Annotated in this window: 11 protein-coding genes; 3 read left to right on the forward strand and 8 right to left on the reverse strand. The window is 64.4% G+C overall.

The features are described from left to right. Positions 1 to 485 precede the first annotated feature (485 nt). The 3 genes from JNM03_RS03115 to JNM03_RS03125 all read right to left on the reverse strand — a co-directional run bounded on the left by JNM03_RS03115 (position 486) and on the right by JNM03_RS03125 (position 2,520). A complete protein-coding gene (locus tag JNM03_RS03115; protein WP_294034274.1) occupies positions 486 to 1,133 on the reverse strand; it encodes a hypothetical protein in 648 nt (215 codons plus the stop codon). Between the two features lie 84 nt (positions 1,134 to 1,217). Beyond that, positions 1,218 to 1,997: an anti-sigma factor gene (locus tag JNM03_RS03120; RefSeq protein ID WP_294034276.1), complete on the reverse strand. Its 780-nt coding sequence runs from the start codon at positions 1,995 to 1,997 to the stop codon at positions 1,218 to 1,220. 4 nt (positions 1,998 to 2,001) lie between these two features. Further along, on the reverse strand, positions 2,002 to 2,520 hold the full coding sequence (locus tag JNM03_RS03125) for a sigma-70 family RNA polymerase sigma factor (RefSeq protein ID WP_294034278.1): 519 nt from the start codon (positions 2,518 to 2,520) through the stop codon (positions 2,002 to 2,004). Positions 2,521 to 2,898: 378 nt separating this feature from the next. Between JNM03_RS03125 and JNM03_RS03130 the strand changes: the two genes are divergently transcribed. Then, positions 2,899 to 4,011, forward strand: coding sequence for a 2OG-Fe(II) oxygenase (locus tag JNM03_RS03130; RefSeq protein ID WP_294034280.1), 1,113 nt, complete (start codon positions 2,899 to 2,901; stop codon positions 4,009 to 4,011). A gap of 48 nt (positions 4,012 to 4,059) precedes the next feature. On the opposite strand, the gene JNM03_RS03135 is transcribed toward JNM03_RS03130, so the two are convergent. The 5 genes from JNM03_RS03135 to JNM03_RS03155 form a co-directional block, all read right to left on the reverse strand. Beyond that, positions 4,060 to 4,479 carry a helix-turn-helix transcriptional regulator gene (locus tag JNM03_RS03135; RefSeq protein ID WP_294034282.1) on the reverse strand — a complete coding sequence of 140 codons (420 nt, stop codon included), beginning with the start codon at positions 4,477 to 4,479 and terminating at the stop codon, positions 4,060 to 4,062. Between the two features lie 159 nt (positions 4,480 to 4,638). Further along, positions 4,639 to 6,597, reverse strand: a complete 1,959-nt coding sequence (locus JNM03_RS03140) for a BamA/TamA family outer membrane protein (protein ID WP_294034284.1) — start codon at positions 6,595 to 6,597, stop codon at positions 4,639 to 4,641. Positions 6,598 to 6,704: 107 nt separating this feature from the next. Then, positions 6,705 to 8,072, reverse strand: coding sequence for an HlyD family type I secretion periplasmic adaptor subunit (locus tag JNM03_RS03145; RefSeq protein ID WP_294034286.1), 1,368 nt, complete (start codon positions 8,070 to 8,072; stop codon positions 6,705 to 6,707). Next, entirely contained in the window at positions 8,069 to 9,850 is a 1,782-nt protein-coding gene (locus JNM03_RS03150; RefSeq protein ID WP_294034287.1) for a type I secretion system permease/ATPase, read from the reverse strand. Before JNM03_RS03150 ends, JNM03_RS03145 begins: the two co-directional genes overlap by 4 nt. Beyond that, a complete protein-coding gene (locus JNM03_RS03155) occupies positions 9,843 to 11,039 on the reverse strand; it encodes a hypothetical protein (protein WP_294034288.1) in 1,197 nt (398 codons plus the stop codon). Before JNM03_RS03155 ends, JNM03_RS03150 begins: the two co-directional genes overlap by 8 nt. A gap of 362 nt (positions 11,040 to 11,401) precedes the next feature. On the opposite strand from JNM03_RS03155, the gene JNM03_RS03160 reads away from it, so the two are divergent. Next, on the forward strand, positions 11,402 to 12,985 hold the full coding sequence (locus JNM03_RS03160; RefSeq protein ID WP_294034290.1) for a TolC family protein: 1,584 nt from the start codon (positions 11,402 to 11,404) through the stop codon (positions 12,983 to 12,985). Between the two features lie 275 nt (positions 12,986 to 13,260). Further along, positions 13,261 to 15,450 carry a calcium-binding protein gene (locus tag JNM03_RS03165; RefSeq protein WP_294034292.1) on the forward strand — a complete coding sequence of 730 codons (2,190 nt, stop codon included), beginning with the start codon at positions 13,261 to 13,263 and terminating at the stop codon, positions 15,448 to 15,450. The last annotated feature ends 47 nt before the right edge of the window (positions 15,451 to 15,497 follow it).

The following is a 15,497-nucleotide window of genomic DNA, read 5'->3' on the forward strand; positions in this document are numbered from 1 at the left end:
GCGCGCCTCCGGTCGGGCTACGCCCGCCCTCCGCCGCACGCAGCGCAAGGCCATCTTCAACAAACCAGCATCATATTATCCGAAAAGGGGGTCCCTCTTCGACGCCGATCGGGGGTCCCTTTTGAACGCCGTTTGACAATCCACGACCCCGATCGCGACGCCGGGGACGCCGGCGACCCGCATGAGGCGGGGAATATCCCGCACCAGATCTTCGGACGGGATCCAGGCGGCATCGCCGGTCGGGCATCGGGCCGGCGTCAGGGCTTGGGCCGACAGGGAGCCACCGGCGGCCAGCGCCGCGGTCCCGGCCAGCAAGGAACGCCGCCCGACCATCGCGCCCGAAGCGGTCATCGGTTTCCGCCTTCCATCGGTCATCCTGTCTCCGCCGTCAGGGCAAGATTGCGAGCAGGGTCCTTGCTACCCAAGTCGGCCACCGCTGCAAAGGGCCTTCCAGGTGAAGACGCCTGGCGACGCGGGAGCGGAAGCTATCCCGCCATCCGATCCCGCGTCGCCGGCCGATAGCGCGAAACGGCGAGCAGGTCCGCCGCATCGTCCAGCAGGGCGATGACATCGGATTCGGCCATGACCTCGCTCGCGGCGCCGCGCATCCGGTCGTTCGCATTATGGTGCATCAGGCCGCCGTCGGTCGTCGGCTGGTTCAGGATGCGCGCCGCGATGGAGATGTCGAATTCGCGAAAGGCAAGGCGGGCGAGCGATATCGAGGATTGTCCGGACGCCAGCGCGAATTTCTGTCGCCGGTGGGCAATGACCGAATAGCACAGACTGTGAGTGCGGGGGTCGAATTCACCCATGTCGACTGTGGTGCCAGACAGGCGGCCGGCGGCCGGGTTCTGGGAAGGAAGGTGCGGCAGGAGGCGCGAGAATATCGGCCATGCGTGGACCGCATCGGCTCCGCCCGGAAAGTCCGCGATCGTGAGAATCCGCCCGTTCGCGATGCGGAGCGAATGCCTGATCAACGCCGCGTTCGATACCGGGTCGAGACGGAGCAGATACCGCTGCTCGAGGACGGAGTGCATCTTGCGGCCGACCTCGACCCGATATTGCGCATTGCGCAGCACGAGGAGGAGGTCGTTGTTCGCAAGCTCGCGGACCGAGAGCAGGTCCGTCGGCACACCGTTACACGATGCCGTGACGCGGGTTTCTTTTCTATCCATTGATCACCGGCGTGAAGAGGGCGGGGCGAGAGGCTGCGCGGATCAGATTTCGCTGTCCTGTCCGCTTGCGAGATTTTCGGCGTGTTCGGCGATGCGGTCGGCGGATTCCTCGCCCGTCAGCGCATAGACATTGCCCTCGTGCGACCAGTATCCGACGGCCTGGCCGTCGACGATCCGCGTCTGCGGCTCTTCGGGCAGGTTGTCGGAGGTCCTCGCCGCGAACAGCGACACCGGCTCGTCCCCCCCCGTGTCGATCACCATCTGAAGACTGGGGCCAAAGTCCGAAGGAAAGAGCTGGGCGTCGAGAACGCGCCAGTTGGCAGGTAATGCGGGAATCTGGATGCGGGTCGCGGTATGGACGGCCTTGCGGTCGAAATGCGTCGTTTCAGGCTGCGAGGGCATTTGCGCGCGGATCAGTGCCGTCTTTTGCGACATCAGCGCTTCCTTGACGAGCGCCGGGACGGCGGCGCGCGCGGGCGGGGCGAAGTCGGCATATTGCCATGTGCCGACCCCGATCACCGCGACGGCGATGGCCGCTGCGAAGGGGACGGCGCGGGCCAGGCGAGCGATGGTGCGCCTGCGTCCCAAGATAGAGTCGAGCCGGCGCGCTTCGTCCTTGAGCGGAGGCGGCACGGGCGATTCCTCTGCTTCCGCGAGCGCGCGTATCGCATCGCGTGTGCCAAGATCGGCAAGGACGCGCGCGGCCGCTTCGGGGTGGCGGACCAGATAGTCCGCGACCTCGAGGCGGCCCGCCGCGTCGAGCTGGTCGTCGACATAGGCCTGCAGGTCGCATTCGGTGATCGTGACCGATGGCGAAGTCATGGGTTCAATTCTCCACAATGCGCAGCGAAACGGGGGAGCGATCGTCCGCGTCGCCGTCTTCGATGGCGCGCAGCCGCGCCCGGGCGCGCGAAAGGCGCGAGATCAGGGTGCCGATGGGAATGCCGATGACGGCGGCGGCTTCCTGATAGGATAGGCCCTCGACCGCGATGAGGTGGAGCACCTGTCGTTGCTCCTCCGAAAGGCGGTCGAGGGCCGCTGCTACCTCTCGCAGGCGGACGGAATGTTCCTGCGGCGAGGGCCCAGTGTCAGGCGGGAACGAGCTGGCACGATATCGTTCGCGAACCGCGTCGTGGCGGGCGCGGCTGATGAAGGCGTTGTGCAGGATCGCGAACAGCCAGATGCGGAGCGAACGGCCCGGCTGATAGGAGCTGGCATTCGCATAAGCCGCAGCCAGCGTCTCCTGCACCAGATCCTCCGCCTCATGTTCGTCGCGCGTCAACCGCCGCGCATAGCGCAGGAGCGCTGGCAGCAGGTCGGTCACGTGGAACATGGTCGATGACATATGACATTTACGCGGTTCGGCGTCTTTTAATCCAGCGGCGGTGCAAATTTCTCTCGGGCGCTTTCGATCGGCGCTCGCCGCCCTCTCTGCGGCGATGCCCTGGATAGCATCGAGGCTTCGAAGCGAGCCCATGCGGGGCAGGGGAAGGGGATACGCCGCTGATGTGCGCGGCATCTTTCGGGGCAGCACGATACCCCTAAATAGTCAGCAATTCCGCGCCGCCTTCCATGCTAGCACGGCGGTCTACGCCCAAGGGGAGGATCAGTTTTGGCGCAGCGTTCCATGCCATCCGGACGATCGGGGGGGCCGGCTTCGGCGTCCTCCACCTTTGCCATCGCCGCTGCGAGCCGGGCGGGACCTAAGCCCATCAGACCAAGCGTGCCGGCACAGCCGCGCGAAGGCAGGGTGCCGATCCTCAAACCGGTGGAGGGATCTCCGGCTCCCTGGTTCAAGGCCGCGGTTCTCGACGGCAATCCCGAATACACGTTCCACACCGTCGCGGGGCGCGTCACACTGCTCTTTTTCATCGGATCGGCGCAGGGGGCGGCCGTCCGGGATGCGCTGGATCAATTGCTGGCCGCCGCCGACCTGTTTGATGATCGCGATTGCTGCCTCTTTGTGGTGACGAATGATCCGGACGACGTCGCACGTGGGCGCGTCCGGACCGCGCTGCCGGGAATCCGGGTGATCCTGGACTATGATCGCGCCATCAGCGCCGCTTATGGCGCATGCCGCGAAGCGACTGACGATTATGATCCCTATGTGATGGTTCTCGACCGCCAGCTTCGCGTCGCGGGACGTTTTCTTTTGCCGCGCGCACAGGAATCGCTGACGCTGGTCGAGCGTCTGTTGGGCGAAGCGGCGGCGGACGACTGGGCGCCGGTGCTGTCGGTGCCGCGCGTCCTCGATCCGGCGACCTGCCGCCGCCTGATCGAGCTTTACGACGCCGACGGCGGGAATGATTCCGGCTTCATGCGCGAGGTTGACGGCAAGACTGTCCAGATGATCGACCATGGGCACAAGCGCCGGTCGGACTATACCATCACCGATGATGCGCTTTGCGGGTCTCTGCGCGCGCGCATCGGCCATTGCGTTCGCCCCGCGATCCATCGCGCCTTCAATTTCGACGCGACGCGGATGGAGCGGTACATCGTCGCCTGTTACGAAGCTTCGGTCGGTGGGCATTTTCGGCCGCATCGCGACAATACGACGAAGGGAACGGCACACCGCCGGTTTGCCGTGACGATCAATCTGAACGGCGATTTCGACGGCGGCGAACTGCGCTTTCCGGAGTTTGGAACGCGCACCTATCGCGCCCCGCCGGGGGGAGCGGTCGTCTTTGGGTGCGGGCTGCTCCACGAAGCGACGCCGGTCACTCGCGGGCGCCGGTACGCCTTTCTGCCTTTCCTCTATGATGACGCAGCCGCCGCGCAGCGCGAGGCCAACAACAAATATCTGGGGGAAGGTGTCGGCGACTACAGGCGTCGCTGATCAGGGAACTGATCGGGGCGAAGGGGACGGGGGTAACCTCCCTCCCGCTTACAGTTCGATCGAAATCTTCACATTCTGGGCCTTGATCCCGGCAAGCGCGGCGATTCCGAGCTTGGCGGCATGGATCATGATGCGGAGCCGCTGCGGGTGGGCGAGGCCGGCGGGAATTTCGCCGGTTTCCCACGCCGATGGCATCAGCACGTCGATTTCGTCGACCGGGCCGCCGCTGCTTTCTCTACCGGTCACGAGTTCCATCTCCGAAATGCCAAGAGCCGTGGCCAGGGTTTGCAGGTTGCTGTTGCGCGGCTGTGTCTTTCCCGACTCCCAGGCCCAGATCGTGGGGCGGCTGAGGCCGGCGCGCTCGGCAAGCTCGGACCGGCTCATCCCTCTTTCTTCGCGGACACGTCGAAGGCGCGTGGACAGCAGCTCGCTCGAACTGCCGCCGACAGGGTCTGCCGAGGCGCTCATAGCGGATCCACCGCGCTTGCGGTTGGCGCGCTGCCGGACCGACCGAAATGAATGCCTCCCATCAGCGCCCCCTCAAGCACGCATCGCCCGCAGGAAAGATATGCTGGGACCGGCGGTTTGCCGCCAGTCCCCGATGGGGACACGATCGGCGTCGGCGATTTAAAAAGCGGTGCCGAAGGTGATCGAGAAAATCTTGGAGCGATCGCCTTCCTGCCGCTTGACGGGTTGCGCGATGTTGAAGCGCAGTTTTCCGGGCGCGACGTTGAAGGACATGCCAAGGCCGACCGCAACGCGCGGCGTCGCGGAATTCCCGATCAGGGATTCGCCGGGCAGAAGTTCCGACCTGCGAGCGCCGAATACCGATCCGGCGTCGACGAAGATGCTGGGCGAGGCGCCGAATTTTCCGATGTCGCGGCTGAGATGGAACGACAGTTCGACCCGTCCGACATAATAAGCGCGGCCGCCGATTGCGGTGGCTTGTCCGGGCGCCGCCGCAATGGGCACGACCTTGGGACCGAGGCCGCGCAGGTCGAAACCGCGCATGGTATTTCCGCCGATGTAGAAACGATCGAAAAGCGGAATGTCCCGCCCGCCATAGCCGTTCATATACCCGCCTTCGAGACCGGCGGAGAGGTCGATGTTGTCGTTCAGGCGGTGATAGAAGGTTCCCGCGGCGCGGTATCGCACGAAGCGGTTCGTGCCGCCGAGCCCGGCGATGTCCTGCGATATCCGCACCTGAAACCCGTGTTTCGGATTTACCGGGTTGTCGCGGCGATCGAGGCTGAGCGCGAGGCTGAGAACCGAGCTGGTCGATCGACCGAGCGCATTGCAAAAGACGCTGCCGTGGATGCTGCTGTCACAGAGCGCATTCTTGCGGCGGATGAGGAAGTCTTCGTCTGAAAAACGATAATTCGCTGCGAAGCGAAGGCCCCGCTTCAGGGGGCGACCCAGATAGAAATTGATGCCGCGTGCCGATTGAACGAACAGGGACGTGTTGACCTCTTCGTCGAACCCGACCGCCTTTGAGCGCGAATAGAAGAATGTTGGCGCCACCGCGAACCCGCTGCCCGCGAAGTTGGTGTCCGATGCGCCCAGTTCCATAAGGGCCTGAACCTTGGAATAGCGGCCCGACAACGTGATATCGCGGCCCGGCGCGCCGATGTTGGTTCGGGAAAGCTTGATCGATCCGACCGGGCCCTCGATCGACGAATATCCCCCCGAGACGGCAAGGCCGCCGCGCGAAAGCGTCTGGAGCGTCAGGAGGTCGCCTTCTTTTGCCTGCCCGTTTCCGGCCGTGCTCTGCGCATCTGTGCCCTGATCGACGGCGGCGCCCGGAGCCTGGCTTGCGGGCTGATCGGGGGATTGGTCGGGGGACGTCGCCATGAGTTCGGCAGCCGCTTGCAGCAGCGAAACCTGCTGCGATCCCGCCAGAACGAAAGCGCCTGCCTTGTCGATCAGCGGAACGGCATGGGCGTCCGAGACCTGCTCCGCGCCGTCCGTAACGCTCGTGTCCGCTCGCGGACCGAGATCAGGCAGGGCCAGGACCATCGCGCGCTGCGAGGCGGGATTGGCGATCGGGTCCATCGAAACGGCGGTCCCGGGGGTGCTGACGTCCAGAAGCGCCTCGGCATTGTCCGCATGCGGAAGAAGCGTGTCGAAGGGTGGGGCATCGGCCGATAAGCCGCCGATTGCGTCGATCGGCGGCACTGCCTGGCCCGCGTCGATCGGCAGGACGAAGGGTACGGGCGGGCCGGCGGAGGCGGGCGCATCGAATGCGGGCGGGGTTTCGCCGGATGCCAGAGGAAGCGCAAAATTTGCGGATTGCGGCGTGAGCGGACCGGCCTCGATCAACAGGATTGGTTGCTCGCCCGTCGCGGGCGTTGTCGGTCTGTCATCCAGCGCCAACGGTCCTGCGACGGCGCGCGTCGGCGCTGCGACCTTGCGGTCGGGTATCGGAGCGGCGGCGGCGGCCGGCAATTCGTCGGCAGGCGAAAGCGAGCGATCGGACCCGGCGTTCTGGCGAAGGCTGGGCTGGAGAATGGCGGGGTCGGGGATGTCCGGTGCAACGGTTTCACCGATGCCGAGACCGACCGCGACGCCCAGTGCAGTTCCCTGCACGACGTGATGGACTCCCCGGAAAAGTAATCCGTATCCGGACAATTCATTTCCCCCTGACGGGGCAGGCTATTCGTCCCGCCCCGACACTCCCCCGCGCGGCCCGACGATCAGGATTCCCTGAAGGACCGGTTGAAACTGTCGATCATCGGCTGGAAGAACATGTTCACCATCGAGCTGGATCCGAGGTCGATATAGACTTCGGCCGGCATACCCGACGTCAACCGCACGGTCGGATACCGCTTCAACTGTTCGGGCGAGATTTCCACGATGACCTTGTAATAGATTTGCTGGCTGTCCTTGTCGAAGATGGCGTCCGGGCTCACTTCCCTGACCGTCCCCAGCAGGTTCGGAATCACGCGCGCCTTGTAGGGCGTCAGCTTGACCTCCGCCTTCAAGCCTTCATGGACCATGTCGACGTCATTGGGCCGGAGCCGCGCCGACACGACGATCTTTTCGGAGGACGGCACGATGTCGAGGATCGGCTGCCCCGCGCCGACCACACCGCCCGGCGTGATCAGGCGAAGGTTGGAGACCCGCCCGTCGATCGGTGCGACGATCTGTCGCCGATCGCGGATGTCGCTGCTGACTTTCATCTTTTCGCGCGTCTCGGCGATCCGGAGCTGCACTTCGGGCTGTTTGGTGGCCGCGTCGGCCGCCATCTGGCTGCGCAGCGAAATCACCTGCGCCCGCGATTCGCCGATCGAACTGCGAAGACGGTCGAGGTTGTTGGTGAGCTTGCCGCGTTCGCCGATGACGAAGGCACGCTGCCGTTGCAGCGCGAGGAGGCGCGATTTCCGTTCGAGACCTTCGTCGACCAGCATATCGACGCCCATCTCTTCGTCGGCGAGCAGCTTTTCCTGATCGGACAGTGCTGCGATCTGGGCGTCCGAACTGCGGATGTCCGCGTTCGTCTGGCCAATTCGCTGCGTATAGATCTGGCTCTGTTCGTCGAGGCCGCGCTGGCGCGAGGCGAATTCGTCATTCGAGGTCGCGATGATCTCCTTGATCTCGGGATCGCCGGCTTGGGCCAGCAGTTCGGCCGGATAGACGACCGAGCGCAAACCGCGCCGTTCGGCATCGAGCCGGGCGTCCTGCGCGAGGAGGCCATAATAGGTCGATCGCAGCGCGGCGTCCGAAGCGTCGCTTTGTGTCGCATCGAGAAGAACCAGCGGCTGTCCCGCGCGTACCAACTGCCCTTCTTCGACCAGGAAGCGATTGACGATTCCGCCTTCCAGATGCTGCACGGTGCGTCGTCCGCCCCCTGCGGCTTCCAGATATCCTGCCGCGATCGCCGCGCTGTTGAGCGGGGCGGCCCACGCCCACACGCCGAACGCCAGGACGAAAAGCAGGATGGAGATCGAAGCAAGGCGCAGCGATCCCTTCACCTTCGGCGCGGCGCCGACATCCTGGTAGGGTGCGGGGAGGGCGAGGGGCGCGGCTTCGTTCGATGGCGACAGGCGAAGGGGAATGTTCATGCGCCGACCCCCTTTTCGCCGAACATCGCAGGTTTCGTCTTGGCAGATGCCTCTTCCTGCGGAGGAATCGCGCGGCGATTGCCGGCCATTTGTTCGACCACTGTCCGCGCATCGCCGAACTTCGCGACCTGCCCGCCCATCATCAGGAGGATCTTGTCCGAAAGTTCGAGCAGGTTCGATCGGTGCGAGACGATGATCGTCGTCATGTTCAGGCCCTTCAGCTTCTTGATCGTGGCGAGCAGCGCGGCATCGCCGCGCGCGTCGAGACTGGCGTTGGGTTCGTCGAGGACGACGAGCGGGGGCAGGCCGAACAGCGCGCGCGCCAGCCCGATCCGCTGCCTTTGCCCGCCCGAAAGCTGATGGCCGCCATCGGTGAGTACACAGTCATAGCCGCCATCGATCTGGAGAATCATGTCGTGACAATCGGCCAGCTTTGCCGCGGCGATCACGTCGGCGTCCTGTGCATCGGGACGGAAGCGGGCGATATTCTGGCGGATCGTTCCCGATAAGAGCTCGACGTCCTGAGGCAGGTAGCCAACATTCTGGCCGAAATCGCTGCGCATCCATTCGAACGTATCGGCGCCGTCGAGGCGGACGTGGCCCGAGGTGGGTTTCAGCACGCCGACGAGAAGGCGCGACAGGGTCGTCTTGCCTGACGCCGACGGGCCGACGATGGCCAGCGACGTCCCCGCCGCGATCTGGAAGCTGACGTTTCGCAGGATCGCGCCCTTCATGCCCGGCGCGGCGTAGGTCAGCGCTTCGATCGACATCTGGCCGGTCGGCTTGGGATATTCCATCTGGGAAATGCGCGCGGGAGGCAGGTCGCAAAAGCGCGACAAGCGCTGCAGGCTCTCGCGCGCCAGCACGAACTGTTTCCAATAGCTCATCGCGGCCTCGATCGGGGCCAGCAGCCGCGCGATCAGGATGGAGCCGGCGATCATCGCGCCGCCGGTGAGCTGTTGGTGGAGGACGAGCAGCGCGCCGACGCCAAGGAGCACAACCTGCACGAGATTGCGCACGAACTTCATCCACGCCAGGATCTTGCTCGACTGAAATTGCGTCTGATCCACCGAATTGGCTTCGGCGATATAACGTTCGCTCCAGTGTGCGACGGTGTCTTTCGCCATACCCATCGCATCGATGACTTCGCTGTTGCGGACCAGCGACTCGGCATATTGCATGTTGCTCGCCGCCAGCGCCTGCGTCTCCTTGATCGCTCCGCGCGTCAGACGTTCGTTGTACCAGGTGAGGCCGAACAGCGTGGCCGCGCCGACGGCCGATATCAGCCCGAAGATCGGATGGAGCAAAAAGACGATCAGGAGATAGAGGGGCACCCACAGCATATCGACGACGCTGAAGACCGTCGGAGTCGAAATGAAATTCTTGACCTGCGCAAGCTCGCGCAACGCTTCCAGCCGCGTATTGGGCGCGATCAGTCGCTGTTCGAGCGTCCGCACCAGCAACTCGGGCGCGAGCCGCTGTGAAAGCCATGTGCCGATCCGGTTTGCGACCTGCTGTCTGACCGCGTCGAGGATCGCCGCAAGCCCCATCACCATCACGACCGCGAGGCTGAGGAAATAGAGCGTGTCTTGGCTCTGGCTCGTCAGCACTCGGTCGAAGAGCTGCATCATGTAGAGCGACATGGCGAGCGCCGCCATGTTGGTGATCGCCGAGAACAGGATCAGGCGGACAGCGATGGGGCGCTGTAGCCGCAGGCTGTCCGTCAGGATATTGCCGGCGTTCGCGGACCGGCGCCCGGCGACGAGCGCGTTAGCCATCCCGGCCATCCCGGATCGACGCGCTGTCCGCCGCGCGAAGCGGAAGCACCAGTCCCGATATCAGCCCGGCGAGCTCCATCTGTCGATGCACGCCCAGCTTGGCCCGAACCCGTTTCAGATAGGTGCGGGCGGTCTCCTCCGACAGGCCGCATCCCTCCGCGGCGTTTCCGAGGCTGCTCGATTTCAGGAAGTGTCCGAGAAATCGTTGCTCGGACGGCAAGAGTCCGAGTGCTTCCAGAAGCGAGCTGGGCGCATCGACCTTGCCGGGCCCCATGATGATCAGCATGGCGCAGCGCGCCATCGCGCCACCCGACCGCGATTTGGCGGACAGCACATAGGCGAGACGCCAGTCGCCATCGCGGCAATCGAGACGAAATGCCTCCTCGACGGGGAACTGCGCCGTCGCCGCGCGCCGTATCGCGTCGCGCAACCCCTTTGCCTGTGCCGGATTGGCCGCGACGATCGCGCCATCGGCGGCCCGGATGAGCCACCGGCGCTGCCCGACCAGCGCGCCTGCCGCACTGTTCATGAACAGCGGCTGCCCGTCGGCCGACAGCAGTGCCATTGACATCGAAACCCGGTCGAACATCGCCTCGAGCATCGCCGAATGTCGCGACTGCCGGGCGAGCTGGGACACGCGAGTTGCCGATTCGGCGAGAATGGGTGCGATCAGTTGCAGCGAAAGCGCATCGCGGTCGCTGAACCGTCCGGCGTCCTCGCACCGGAAAAACAGGGCGCGGATGACTTCGCTGCCGCGCTTCATCCGGATCGAAATGGCCCAGTCGAACCGCCCGGAGAGATCGCTGGCCTGCGGCGATGCGGGTGCAAGATCGGTGCGGGCGAGATGGAAATGATGAACCGGCTGTTCCCCACCACGTTCCAGCAGGCCGTCCATCATCGCGAGCAGGCCCTCGGTCGCGGCCGGATCGCCGCGCACATGGTCAAAGCCGATCAGAAAGGCGTGGCGCTGTGCGCTGGCACCTGAAGTGGTAACGGTGAGAATGGCGGACGCGATGTCGAATTGGGCAAGATAGTCATGCCATATCTTGCGCGTGCCGGCTGCGGCGTCGGCGTCGTCGGCGTGATCGGCCGCCGCGTGCTGATCATAGCTTTCGTTGCCGTCGTCGAAGTAGAAGGATCCAGCCCCCGCCTCACCATAATATGTAGCCAATTCAGTATCCGACGACATATGGCCCCCCAAATGAAACAAGGAACCCGCCGCAAACCTTTGAGTTTGCAACAGGATATGCACTCGCGACCATGATGCCTGGCGTGCCGTTCCGGTTCGGAAACAGAACGCGATCTCTGACCTTTTATTCCGTATGTTCTGGCCAGATGGAGCCGCCGTCAGTCGGGAGCCTGACGGTGACGTCGCCTGCCATGACGAGGCAACCGACAGGCGCTGTCTATTTCGATTCGGCGGAATGAGTCTATTATCCCCTCGGACATATCCGTTCGGGTAGTTTCGCGGCCGGCCGTCGCCCTTTATTCTGTCGCCCATAAAAAAGGGGTCGGCTCTCGTTCCAACGAACGATTCCGAAGAGGGGCCACATGCGAAAAAAATGGATCCTGCTCGCTAGCGCGATGTGTGCGCCAGTCGCCGCGGTGGGCCCGCTGATCGGGCCCGCATCGGCGCAGTCCTCCGCGCAATCGCCATCCCCGTCGAGCACGATGGCGACGCTGGCGCGGTCGGTTGTCGATAACAATCCGGACATCGAAGCACAGCGTTTGCAGGTCAGGGTTGCGCAGGCCCGACTCGAAGGTGCGGAGGCGGGCTATATGCCGACCATAGAGGCCAACGGATCGGTCCAGCGTCGCGAGATCGACGTCAAGGGAGGCGCGCGCGGCGATTCGAAATACACTTCGGGCCATGCAGCGGTCGAGGCGCGGCTGCGATTCTACGACGGCAATCGCACCTACAACAGCGTTGAAATAGCCAAGGCCGAGCTTTCGTCGACCGAGGCAGGGCTCGACGGTACGATTTCGGATACGCTGCTTGAGCTGCTGACGAGCGCGGCCGACGTATGGCTCAACCGAAAGGTTCTGCAGTTCGCGCAGATGCAAAGCGATGCGATCGGCGAGCAACTCCGTGCGACGTCGCGAAAACTGGAATTTTCGGAAGCAACCCGGACGGACGAAGAACTTGCGCGGGCGCGCCTTGCGACGTCGCAGGCCGGCGTCCTAGCCGCGACCGAAGAGCTCAACGTCAACGGATTCCGTTTCCGTACCGTGAGCGGGCAGTCGGGAACGATCGTCCCGCCGCTGCCGACGCTCGCGGCGATCCCGGGCTCGCTGCCCGAAGCGCAGCGAATCGCCGCTGAATCGTCACCGCGGGTGCGCGCGGCAAGGCTGAACGCCATCGCGGGAAAGGCTGGCGCGAACTTTGCCGCCGGCGCGCTTCTTCCGCAGCTCGACGCGGTTGGCGGCTATGAGTATCTGACCGGCGGGGTCGCGAATCTCTTCACCGGCAAGCTGCCCGACGATCGATCGTCGGTGTATGGTGGTCTCGAGCTGCGCGTGCCGATATTCCTGCCAAAGGACCATGCCGAAATACGGCGCGCCCGCGCCGTGCGCGATCAGCGCTTGTCGCAGATCGAGATTGCCGAGCGATCGGTCGCGGAAGATGTCGCAAGCGCCTGGACGCGGTGGCAGTCGGCGAAAAATACCATCGTTACCGCCGACGCGGCGGTCGCCGCGACCGAGCAGGCGATCGCGGGCCTGAAGAAGGAAGCGATCGGCGGCAATCGCACGCTGACCGAAGTGCTGGACGCCCAGAACTCGTTGCTTTCGGCGCAGGTCACGCTCGAACGTGCGCGCCGCAGCGAATTTGTCGCGCGCGCCAGTGTTCTTGCGGCAATCGGGCGACTGGATGTCGATGCGATCGCCGAGGGGCGGTGCTGTGCCGCGGACGGTGTTCCGCGTCCCGGAGCATCGCCGCTCGGCCGGCCTGCGGTTGCCGATATCGGTAAGCCCGGCGTGGTCGCTGCTGTCGCGGTCGCGCGTCCGGCGAACGCGGCGATCGGTCGCGCGCCCGAAGTCGCTTCCGGCACCCCGCCTGCGGGTCCGGACGAATCGTCCGTGCCGGCGAACCCGTCGCGCCCGCCTGCTTCGCGGCTGGGGCGAAAGTTGAACTAGCCTCCGCGCGAGCGACAGAGGTCAAATTTTCCCTTTCTGGGCGCGCTGTCAGTGCGGCGGGAAGAGGGTGCGCGCGCGCGGCGCGAACGCACGACCTGCTCCGAAATGGGCCACTTTCAAAAAAGTTATCTCCATGTCCCCATGCAGGAATGTCGGGTCCCAACCCCCCGCCATATTCAATCTTCAGGCTCCGAATTTTCGAGGGCCAGATGGGTGGGCTTTGATCAATCTGACTGAAGCAGCATCCTTGCGACCAGAATGAAGAGGATAGCGAAATGCCGAGTGTAACTCCATCAAACGCGCCGACGGCCGCGAAGAATCCGACCTCGCGAGGTCAGGTTCTTGGCACGAACTCCGTCGACTTCATCGATCTGAATGCGATCACGTCCACTGCCACGCTGCCTTATAACGCACGCGGCAACGGCGGGAACGACACCGTCTATGGCAACAACCTCGACAACGATCTGTATGGCGATGCCGGCGATGACAATGTCATCGGTCGCAGCGGCAATGATCGCATCGACGGCGGCGCGGGCAACGACACGCTGATCGGCGACCAGGCGACCTTCGCGGTCGTTGGACCCGGCAACGTCGTCTACACCGGCGTGGACAATGGCGGGGCGGACGGCAACGACACCCTGCTTGGCGGCGCTGGTGCCGACACGGCCTGGGGCGGCGGCGGAAACGACTATATCCGCGGCGATGCAGGCAATGACACGCTCAACGGTCAATCGGGCGACGACCGCGTCGAAGGCAACGCCGGCGACGACGTCATCAATGGCGGCGACGGGCAGGACAACCTGTTCGGCGGCACCGAAACCGACGTGGTGAGCGGCGGTAACGGCGACGACTACATCGAAGGTGGCACGAACGCCAACGGCGTCGACCAGCTTTCGGGCGGCGACGGCAATGATGTCATCTTCGGCGACAACGGTGTTGGCCGCAAGGCCGATCCCGACTTTGCCTACAACCAGAGCAACTACAACCCGGGTAACGGCCATGCCGACAACATCTCGGGTGGCGCGGGCGACGACCAGATCTTCGGCCAGGGTGGCGACGACACCATTGCCGGCGATTCGGGCGACGACCTTCTCTGGGGCGACGACGGCAACGACACCATCACCGGTGGCACGGGCTATGACCAGCTCGACGGCGGCGAAGGCGACGACAACCTTGCCGGTAACGACGGGGACGACGAACTCAACGGCGACGCGGGTAACGACGTGATCCGTGGCGGCGCTGGCTTCGACTTCGTCCAGGGCGGGGCTGACGACGATGACATTGCCGGCGGTGCCGATGATGACACGCTGAACGGCAACGATGGCAACGATCTGGTCCATGGTGACGGCGGCAACGACGTGATCTGGGGCGAGGGCGGCGACGACGCGCTTTATGGCGACGCCGGCGACGACATCATCCGCGGTAACGGCGATCCGTTCTTCGATCCGCTCGATCCGTCGAACACCGATGCCGACTTCATCTCGGGTGGTGCCGGCAACGACATCATCAACGGTGACGAAGGCAACGACGTCCTCGAAGGCAATGATGGCAACGACGTCATCGGCGGCGACGCCGGCAACGACAATATTTCCGGTGGCGAAGGCAGCGACACCATCACGGGCGACGACGGTGCAGACGTCGTTTCCGGTGGCGATGACGACGACCTTATCTACGGGAATAACGGTGCCGACAACCTGTCGGGCGACGACGGCAACGACACCATCTATGGTGGCGCCGGCGCCGATACCATCAATGGTAACGACGGCGACGACACGCTTGCAGGCGACGCCGGCAACGACACCATGAACGGTGGCGATGGCAACGACACCATGTATGGTGACACGCTGTACGACAACCTGGGCAACCCGGGCGGCGGCAACGACACCATGAATGGTGGCGACGGCGACGACTATATGAGCGGTGGCTTCGGCAACGACGTGATGAACGGCGATGACGGCGACGACACCATCCGGGGTGACACCGGCAACGACACCATCAACGGTGGCGTTGGCGATGACAACCTGGAAGGCGAAGCCGGCAACGACACCATCACTGGTGGCGAAGGCGACGACCATATGTCGGGCGGCGCAGGCAAGGACCTGTTCAAGTTCGACTCGACCGATGCGTCGCCGGGCTTCGGCAACGACGTGATCGGTGCGCCGTTCAGCCTGGGTTCGGGCCGCGACTTCAACCTCGCGAACCGCGACACGCTGGTCTTTGACGTCGATTCCGGCTTCGATCCGTCGAGCGACATGTTCGTCCTCACGGGCGACTGGGATGGTCAGGGCGATGCGCTGGACGTCTATGTCTTCACGTCGGCGGGCTCGGTCCTCATCGAGGACTTCTGGGAAGGCGCTTCGGCTCCGATCCAGGCGCTTGCGGAAGCTGGTGCGTATGACTCGGTTGCGGCGATCAACGCCTACAGCCAGGGCAATGCCAGCTACGACATGATCACGTTCGTCTAAGAGAGGCTTCGTCCGGGGAAACCGCACCCCGGACGAACCTTCGCAAA

It is taken from the genome of Sphingopyxis sp. (genome assembly GCF_016793825.1).
Classification (GTDB): Bacteria; Pseudomonadota; Alphaproteobacteria; order Sphingomonadales; family Sphingomonadaceae; genus Sphingopyxis.

Excerpts from the sequence above, each read along its gene's own strand:
- JNM03_RS03120 (WP_294034276.1), bottom strand. The coding sequence starts at position 1,997 with ATGACTTCGCCATCGGTCACGATCACCGAATGCGACCTGCAGGCCTAT.
- JNM03_RS03125 (WP_294034278.1), bottom strand. The coding sequence starts at position 2,520 with ATGTCATCGACCATGTTCCACGTGACCGACCTGCTGCCAGCGCTCCTG.
- JNM03_RS03135 (WP_294034282.1), bottom strand. The coding sequence starts at position 4,479 with ATGAGCGCCTCGGCAGACCCTGTCGGCGGCAGTTCGAGCGAGCTGCTG.
- JNM03_RS03145 (WP_294034286.1), bottom strand. The coding sequence starts at position 8,072 with ATGAACATTCCCCTTCGCCTGTCGCCATCGAACGAAGCCGCGCCCCTC.
- JNM03_RS03150 (WP_294034287.1), bottom strand. The coding sequence starts at position 9,850 with ATGGCTAACGCGCTCGTCGCCGGGCGCCGGTCCGCGAACGCCGGCAAT.
- JNM03_RS03155 (WP_294034288.1), bottom strand. The coding sequence starts at position 11,039 with ATGTCGTCGGATACTGAATTGGCTACATATTATGGTGAGGCGGGGGCT.
- JNM03_RS03160 (WP_294034290.1), top strand. The coding sequence starts at position 11,402 with ATGCGAAAAAAATGGATCCTGCTCGCTAGCGCGATGTGTGCGCCAGTC.
- JNM03_RS03165 (WP_294034292.1), top strand. The coding sequence starts at position 13,261 with ATGCCGAGTGTAACTCCATCAAACGCGCCGACGGCCGCGAAGAATCCG.